The sequence below is a fragment of the Protofrankia sp. CiP1_Cm_nod1 genome (genome assembly GCF_920888515.1).
Lineage (GTDB): Bacteria > Actinomycetota > Actinomycetes > Frankiales > Frankiaceae > Protofrankia.
Window position 1 is genome coordinate 1 of record NZ_CAKKTM010000156.1, and the last position, 8,408, is coordinate 8,408.

An 8,408-nucleotide genomic window follows, 5' to 3' on the forward strand; every position below is an offset into this window, starting at 1 on the left:
GTCGTCGCTGCCGGTGGCGATGGTGGTGCTGTCGGGGGAGAACGCCACCGACCACACCCGGCCTCTGTGGCCGGTGAGGGTGTGGAGGTGGCGGCCGGTGGCCGTCTCCCACAGCCGGACCGTGGCGTCGCCGCTGCCGGAGGCGATGGTGGTGCCGTCGGGGGAGAACGCCACCGCGTACTGGGGCGATGCCGCTGGCCGTGGCATCACCTGCGCCCGGTCTCGCCCGGCGAGCGCTGCCGTGGCCAGTTCGGGCGCGTCCACGGCGGGGCCGAGCCGGCCGCCGAGAAAGGCGGCCCGTGACCAGTTGCTGCCTGTCAGTGTCGCCCCGGTGAGATCCGTGTCGACGAAGCGGGTGCCGCTGAGGTCGGCGCCGGTCAGGTCCACCCCGGTGAGCTCGGCCCCGGTCACCCGCGCCTGCCGCATCGACGCGCCGGTCAGGTCGGCCGCGCGCAGGACTCCGCCGGAGATCCGGGCGCCGTCGAGGTCCACCTCATGGGCCACCACCCCCTCCGCCGCGACATCACTCAGCGTCGCCCCGGTCAGCCTCGCCTCGGACAGGTCCGCGCCGTCGAGCCTGGTGCCCTTCAGGGAGGCGCCGGCGAGCACCGCCGCCCGCAGGTCGGCGCCGCGCAGGTCGGCGCGGTCGAGCCGGGCGTCGGTCAGGTTCGCCCGCCGCAGGTCGGCATCGCGCAGGTCCTGGCCGGACAGGTCCTCGCCCGCGAGGTCGGCACCGGCCAGGTCCGCCCCCGTCCGCAGCCGGACACCCAGCCGCCGCGCGACCAGCTCCGCGTTCGCCTTCGCCACCGCGGGCGCCGCCGCATCGGTGACGGTGTTCTGCGCCCAGCGGGCCGCCGCGTCCCGGCCGGCCAGGTCGGTGAAGAAGTCGGCCATCAGCTCCGACATCTTCTGCGCCGCGAGCAGATCGCCGGCATGGCCACCGCGGCCGGCCGGCGCCGTGAGCACACGGGCGATCTCGGCCGCGACCAGGTACTCCATCACCGACTGGTGGATGAAGGCGAACCGGCCGTCGGCGTCGCGGCGCAGCGCGGTGCCGGAACCGAGCAGGTGGGCGGTCTCGTCCGCGGTGCGGCTGCGTGGGTCGCGCATCGACCGGAGCACGTGGCCGGCGATCTCGGTCAGCCTGGCCACGCCGACGAAGGCCGCGCCGTCCCGCCACAGCGTGACGGCGAGTTCGGTGACGGCGGCCCCCCGTTCGTCGACCGTCAGCTCCCGTGACCGGGTGTGCTCGTAGGCCAGCCACTGGCCGATCAGCTCCCGGTACAGGTCGGCGGCGGTCACCGTGCCGGATGCGCCGTCCGGGCCCTCTGCCGGCTCCTTGGCCGGACCGGCGGTCCCGGCGCTGGCGCCGCTGGCAGCGCCGGGACCGCCGGCGCCGGCCTCACCGGTGACCTCGCCGGTAGCGGTGCCAGCGGGGAGCCGGCGCGCCCGGCGCAGCCGGTCCTCGTCCAGGTCGGCGATGAACGACAGCAGCCGCGGGTTGTGCGCCAGGTCGGGGAGGTCCCGCACCTCCTCGATCAGGGCCAGGCGGTCCGCCGCCAGCCGCCGCGCCTCGGCACGGCGGGAGCCGGGATCGGGCAGCTTCTGGGACAGCGCCCGGTCGTAACGCCCGACCAGGAAATCATGGATCTGCCCGGAGGTGAACTCGGTCAACCGGACGATGTACCGGCCGAACGTGCGCGCGACCTTCTCCCCGGTCTTCTTCAGCACCTCGTCGTCGGTCAGGAAGAACTCGGCCCGGCTCGTCACGAGGATCTTCGCCTGGCCGGCGGCCGCCGGGGTATCGGGGCCGGCCCGGCCGTCGAGGGCGTCCAGCAGGGCGTCCAGGTCCTCCACCGCGCGTTCGTAGGTGACGCGGGCGGCGAGCTCGTCGAAGCCGTCGCAGATCAGCACCAGCCGGCCCCGGCCCAGCATGTAGCGGAAGGCGTCCAGGTCCGGCCGGCGGACCGCCGACTCCACCAGATGCTGGGCGACGAGCTGGTCGAGCTCCAGCGACTTCTCCAGCCTGCCCAGCTCGATCAGCATCGGGTCCACGTGCGGCAGGTGGCCGGGCAGCTTCAGGGCGAGCTCGTGGGTGAGGAAGGTCTTGCCGTACCCGGGCTCGCCGAGCACGAGGACGAACCGGGCCTCGTCCGTGGTCAGCCACTCGATGATCTGGTCGAGGGCGGTGCCGGGCACTGTGTCGGGCACTGTGCCCGGCACTGTGTCGGGCGTGCGGCCGACACGGCGGATGCGCTGCGGCACGTACAGCTCGGGCGGGTAGTTCACGTCGGTACGCAGCCGGTCGGTCTGCCGGCGGACGTAGTCGCGCAGGTCCAGCACACCCTGGTATTCGGGCCTACTCAGCAGCGTCATGCCGAGCCGCTCGGCGTGGGCGACCAGGCCCGGCGCGGCCTGCGCCCCGGTGTAGACGAGGTCGGTGAACACGCCCGGGTGGGCGGCCAGGTAGCCGTGCCGGACGGTCCGCGCGAACTCGTCGACCCCGGCCGCGTCCGCGTCGCCGTCGAGCAGGCCGACGATCCGGTGCTCGACGATGCGCCCCTCGGCGCGCCACAGCCGCAGATGGGCGGGCGGCCCGCCGTCTCCCGCCGCCTTCTCGACCCGATCGACCCTCGCGTCCGGATGGCGCAGGCGGGCCACCTCGGCGATCTCGTCCAGCAGGTCGGGTGGCCGCGGCCCGGCCGGCTCGCCGTAGCGCCGCTCGCCGGACGGGCCGTCGTCGTCCAGGAAGGGCCCGTCGGGAGATCTCCCGTCCGGGAAGCGGCCGTCCCGGCGCCAGCCGGAGCGGTACCGTCCTGGCTCGCTCTCCCCACCGCCATCCCCCGCCGGGCGCGGGAACGCCGCGTGCACGGACCGGAACTCGTGCCGGGTGCGCACCGACCAGGAGCCGCCGGCCGGGTCGATCCGCGGGTCGCCCGTCCAGCGTCGCTGGTCCGGCTCGTAGCGGCGGGCGTACCGGGTGAACCCGGCCCGGTCGATGCGGATCAGCTGGTACTGGTTCGCCACCTCGGACGGCCGGGCGGACGCGGCGGCCGCCGCGCTGCCCGTGGACACCACCGGCAGCCCGGAGACCGGCAGCGAGCCGGCCCGGCCGTCGTGGGTGTGACCGTGCAGGAGCAGGTTCAGGTGGGGCCCGAGGATCCTGTCCAGGTCGTCGGCGTCGCGCAGGTTCTCGTCGTCCGAGGCCGCGCCGCGGACCGGGTTGTGGTGCACCGCGCCGATCCGCAGCCAGCCGTCGCGCTCGTAGCGGCGCAGCGCCTCGGCGACCGCGCGGAGCTGGCGCTCGCCGAGCCAGCCGTAGTGCTCCTCGTGCGTCTCGGCCATCGTCGAGTTCAGCCCGGCCACGACGACCCCGCGGCCGTGGACGGGGATCTCGAACAGCGACCACTCGGCGTTGACCTGGAACCCGGTCGTCACGTCGTCCCCGTAGAACCGCCGGAGCAGGTCGGCGAAGAACTCCCACTTCGGCCAGTACGGCGGTTCCGGCCGTCGTCCGTACGCCTGCTCGCGCAGGAAAGAGGACTGGCAGAGCAGCCAGTTGACGTCGTGGTTGCCGGGGACGAGCGCGAACCGGCCCCGGTCGAGCCCCAGGCTGTCCGCCAGCGCGACGAGGAAGTCGTACACCTGGTCGAACTCGGCCTCGGTGCCGGTCTCGGCCAGGTCGCCGGTGACCACGACGAGGTCGGGGCGCAGCCCCTCGGTCGTGGCCCGCTCCCGCAGGTCGTCGTGCAGGCGTCCGAACAGCGACGAGCGGGCCCGGTCGGCCTCGGTCAGCCTGGTCCTGCCGAACACATGGTTCGCCCCGAACTGGGTGTCGGAGATGTGCAGCACCGTGACGGCCTGCTCAACGTTGCTTGGCCTGGTGCTGGCTGGCCTGGTGCTGGCTGGCCTGGTGCCGGCTGGCCCGGTGCCAGCTGGGCCGGGGAACGCGGGCGGGCCGGCTGGGCCGGGGAAGAGCGGGGCGGCGGTGGGTTTAGCCCGGCCCTCGATGGAGCCGGTGATTCCCGTCAGCAGCGCGTCGGTGGCGGCCGTTTCGCCGAGGCCCACCAGGTCGATGTAGGTGATCGACCGCAGCAGCCCGTCCGGCTGGCACTCCGCGACCCGCACGGGGACGATCCGGCGCGCGCGTCCCTGTGGGTCGTTCGGCCAGAGCGTCTGCCACTCGGCGTTGCCGTACTCGGATTCGTCCAGGTAGGTGGGGGAGAGGATGGCTACCACCCGGGCCGACGCCGGCAGCGTGCGATGCATACTGGCCACCCGGCTCGTGCCGGCGACGATGTCCCACGCCTGTAAGAACGTGCGCGCGGGCCGCCCGTCGATCCGCACCCGTGCCTCGAGCTGCCAGGCGATCCATGCCGCCCAGGCGGCGTCCGAGCCGGTATGGCTGATGAAGAAGTCGCAGTCACGACCGTCGCCGGATCCCGCCATGTCAGGCTTCTCTTCCCCCGTGCCTCATGGGAAGAAGAATGTCACGATCCGCGCCGGCGGCGGCCGGCGGTGTGCCCGCAGCCCGCCTGCGGCCCGCCTGGCCCACGGCCCCCGCCTGGTCGACGACGATCCGCGTCCGGGACGATTCGTGCTGACCGGTTCCTCACAGGCGGACCTCACCGCCTCGGGCTGGCCCGCGACCGGCCGGATCGTCCGACTGGCCATGTATCCGCTCGTCGGCCGGGAACGCCACGGCGACCCGGCCTCGCCATCCCTGGTCGATCGGATCGTCAGCGGTGGCGCGGACGCCCTCGCCGGCCCCGCCGCCGGCTGGGACCTGCACGGCTACCTGGCGGAGGCACTTACCAGCGGCTGGCCCGAAGCGCTGCGGGCCCCGACCGAACGAGCCCGCGACCGCTGGTTGACCGGATACGTCGACCATCTGGCGACGCGGGAAGCGCCGTCGCTCGGTGTCGCGAGAGATCCCCTGCGCATGCGGAGATATCTCCGGGCGATAGCCGCGAATACCGCCGGCGTGCCGACTCACAAGCTGCTCTACGACGCCGCCGGCATCGACCGGGAGACCGCGGTCGGCCAAGATGATCTTCTTGGCACTCTTATGGTCACCGACCGGGTCCCGGCCTGGGCGGGCAGCCGCATGGACCGCGCCGTCCGACTGCCCAAGCGCTACCTCATCGATCCCGGTCTCCTCGGCCCGCTGCTGCGTATCGACCACCGCCGTGCGCTTTGTGACGGTGACCTCCTGGGACGTGTCCTCGACACACTCGTCGCCACGCAACTGCGCGCCGAGTGCGCCCTCAGCGTCGTCGGCGCCGACATGTTCCACCTGCGCGGCGCCAACGGCCGTCGCGAGATCGACCTGATCATCGAGACGCGCGACGGTCACGTCATCGCGATCGAGGTCAAGGCGTCCGCGGCTCCCTCACCCGCGGACGCCCGTCACCTCGAGTGGCTGTGGGAACGGCTCGGCCCGAAACCTGCCGCCGTGCTCCTCGTCCACACCGGCCCGCGGGTCTTCCAACTGACCGAACACGTCCTCGCCGTCCCCATCGCCAGCCTCTGGTCATCGAGCTGAGAACTGTCACCGAAGGCTCCGGAGGATGCCCCGGCCTTCAGGCCGGGGAGGAATCCGGTCCCCCGCGGAGCGGGGCAGGGAAAGCCGATCCGCAGGGATCGGCGTTGGGTGCAGTTCTGTTGAAGTGACTTGATCAGGGTGGTGTGCGGCTGCTCGCGTACTGGCTGTCGTGGTTGCGGTGTTTCTCCTGGAGAAGGTGGAAGTGCCAGTAGTCGCCGAAGTCGCCGTTGGCGATCAGTGTGCGGAGGGTGACGATGGCTTCGGCGCCGTCGAGTCCCCAGCGGGCGCCCGTGATGTCCATGCGGTCCTTGACGAGATGGCGGCAGGCGCCCTCGATGACGCCGGTGGCGATCGGCCAGCCGCTGGCCAGCGCGGCGGCGTAGTCGAGGTGATCGGCCTTGGCGTCGAGGTAGTCGGCGGCGGTGTCGGCGCCTCTGCGTTCCTTCTCGTCGTAGTTGTTGGAGGTGGCGCGGCGGCGGATCCCGGTGGCGACCTGGCGGGCCTTCCCCTCCAGGACGAGCCGGGCTCGGTCGGTGACCCACTTCTCGGCGTCGGGGTCGCCGGTGGCGAAGAACGACCAGCCGGCCTTCCACAGGTACTCCAGCACGGGGATGAAATCGATCAGGATGTGGACGGTGACGCCGTGGCGGGCGGCCTCGGCGGTGACGGCGTCGAGCTGGGAGTTGTTGCCGTCGACGAGCACGACCCAGGTCCGCACATGGTGCGGAGCGCGCCGCTCGGCCTCGTCAAAGCCCTGCGCGACGACGGTGGCGAGGTCGTCGACGACCGAGCCGGCCAGCCACTTCCCCGTCGCCTCCGGCCCTGTTTCTCCCCGGGCGACAGCCTCGTCGCCAGCTTCCGCCCCGCCGCCGCGGCCTTCGCGGTGGCCGGGCGCAGCCCCTCGGGCCGCATCACGATGCCCTTGCCATCGAACTGCAGCACCAGCAGCCGATCCTGCTCCGCGGCCCCGGGCCGGTCCTGGGCGCAGAAGGCGCCGACGTCGGCGGCGCCGGCCCGGGCCAGCTCAACCAGCTGCCGCTTGCCGACCCGCACCCCGGTCGCCCGCTCCACCGCCGCCACCGCGTCGTCGAACGAGCCGCGGGCCGCCTCCAGCGCCACCAGCCGGGCCAGCCCGTGCCAGTACAGCCCATCCGGCAGGTTCGGCCCGGCGTCGGCCGGATGCAGGTTGGCCGCCCCGGCGCTCGGTAGGCCAGCCGTGACACCCTGACCAGCCCGAACACCGTCGAAAGCCCCCGGCCATGGGCCTTCTCCACCCGCGTACGCACCACCCCGTCCGCCCCCACCGGCGCCACGGCCAGCCGCCGCTCCCGCACAGCCCGCAGATCCAGATGATCCTGTAACAGCGCCCGGGTCAGTTCCCGCGCCCGCCCCGCCAGCCACACCTCAAGATCGGCATGGGTCAGGCCGGCGGTCCCCGCCCCCGACAGCCCCACCCGCAGCCGGTCGAACCGCTCCTCCGACCGCTCGAACGCACCCGCCGGCACCACCTCCGGCGAACCCCCATACCCTGACACCCAGGCTCCTTGCTCGCGACACGTTCAGGACTCGACACCCGCGAACACAGCGACAAGGAGCCCTTTCGCGATCAACCCACGGCCAGCAGTCCGGGATCATCCAGTCAACGACCTCACTCAGGAAGATCTACACCCTTCTGTGTTCGTTTAGTTACGTAGATGGGTACACCGGGGAGCGACTCGCTCGAAAGGGAAGCGAAGGAAGGGGCTCTCATGGTCATGTACCGTCCGGGAACGATGCCGCACCGGCCGTTGCACTGCATCGTCCCACCCGACCTGCTGGCTCGGATCGTCCGCGAGGGCGAGACCGAGGAAGAGCGGGCGGCAGCGCTACGCACCCTGCAGTTGGACCACTCGTTCCGGCTGGCCCGCGCCGAGACGGCCGCCCGTTCCGGGGGGCGGGAGGCCCGCCCGACCACGTTCGGCCGGCAGGGCGGCCGGCCACAGCGCACCATCTACGACCAGCATCATCAGGAAATCCAGACGCCGGGTACCCCGGTACGGAGCGAAGGACAACCGGCGACCGGTGACCCGGCGGTCGACGAAGCGTACGACGGCTTCGGCGCGACGTACGACTTCTACTGGCGGATCTTCGACCGCGACTCCATCGACGGCCAGGGGCAGCCGCTGCTCGGCGGAGTCCATTATGGGGAAAACTACGCCAACGCCATCTGGGATGCCGGCCGCATGTTCTTCGGTGACGGGGACGGCCAGCAGCTCACCCGCACGACGGCGGGGCTCGACGTGATCGCCCACGAACTCACCCACGGGGTCACCCAGCACGAGGCAAACCTGGTCTACAGTGGTCAGTCCGGCGCGCTCAACGAGTCCATCTCCGATGTCATGGGTAGTCTGGTCAAGCAGTACCGGTTGAGCCAGAAGGCCTCCGATGCCGACTGGCTGATCGGCACGGACATTGTCGGCCCCGCGTTCGGGCCGGCACTGCGGTCGCTGAAGGCACCCGGTACCGCCAACCGGCACGACGACCAGCCAGCCGACATGAACCATTATGTCCACACGGCCTCGGGCGACGGCGGCGTGCACACCAACTCCGGCATCCCGAACCGGGCCTTCTACATCGTCGCCGATACCCTCGGCGGTTTCGCCTGGGAAGCGCCGGGCGCCATCTGGTATGCCACGCTGCGGGACCCCGAGCTCGCCCATCCCTCTCCCGAGTTCCGTACGTTCGCTCGGATCACCCTCCGTCAGGCACAGCAGATATACGGTCCGACCAGCGACGAAGCCCAGGCGGTACGGGACGGCTGGGACGCGGTGAAGGTTCCGCTGAACTAACAACACGGGGGTCCGCGACCCGACCTGGCCTGACA

At 72.1% G+C, this 8,408-nt stretch carries 3 protein-coding genes and 1 pseudogene; 2 read left to right on the forward strand and 2 right to left on the reverse strand.

The features are described 5' to 3' along the window. A partial coding sequence (locus NBX02_RS07695; protein ID WP_250290618.1) for a pentapeptide repeat-containing protein occupies positions 1 to 4,449 on the reverse strand: 4,449 nt, incomplete at its 3' end. On the opposite strand from NBX02_RS07695, the gene NBX02_RS07700 reads away from it, so the two are divergent. After that, entirely contained in the window at positions 4,448 to 5,545 is a 1,098-nt protein-coding gene (locus NBX02_RS07700) for a DUF4143 domain-containing protein (RefSeq protein ID WP_250283542.1), read from the forward strand. The two genes, NBX02_RS07695 and NBX02_RS07700, sit on opposite strands and share 2 nt — an antisense overlap. A 133-nt stretch (positions 5,546 to 5,678) precedes the next feature. On the opposite strand, the pseudogene NBX02_RS07705 reads toward NBX02_RS07700, so the two are convergent. Continuing rightward, positions 5,679 to 7,053: pseudogene (locus NBX02_RS07705) on the reverse strand (ISKra4 family transposase). Between the two features lie 240 nt (positions 7,054 to 7,293). On the opposite strand from NBX02_RS07705, the gene NBX02_RS07710 reads away from it, so the two are divergent. Then, positions 7,294 to 8,373, forward strand: a complete 1,080-nt coding sequence (locus NBX02_RS07710; protein WP_250290619.1) for a M4 family metallopeptidase — start codon at positions 7,294 to 7,296, stop codon at positions 8,371 to 8,373. The last annotated feature ends 35 nt before the right edge of the window (positions 8,374 to 8,408 follow it).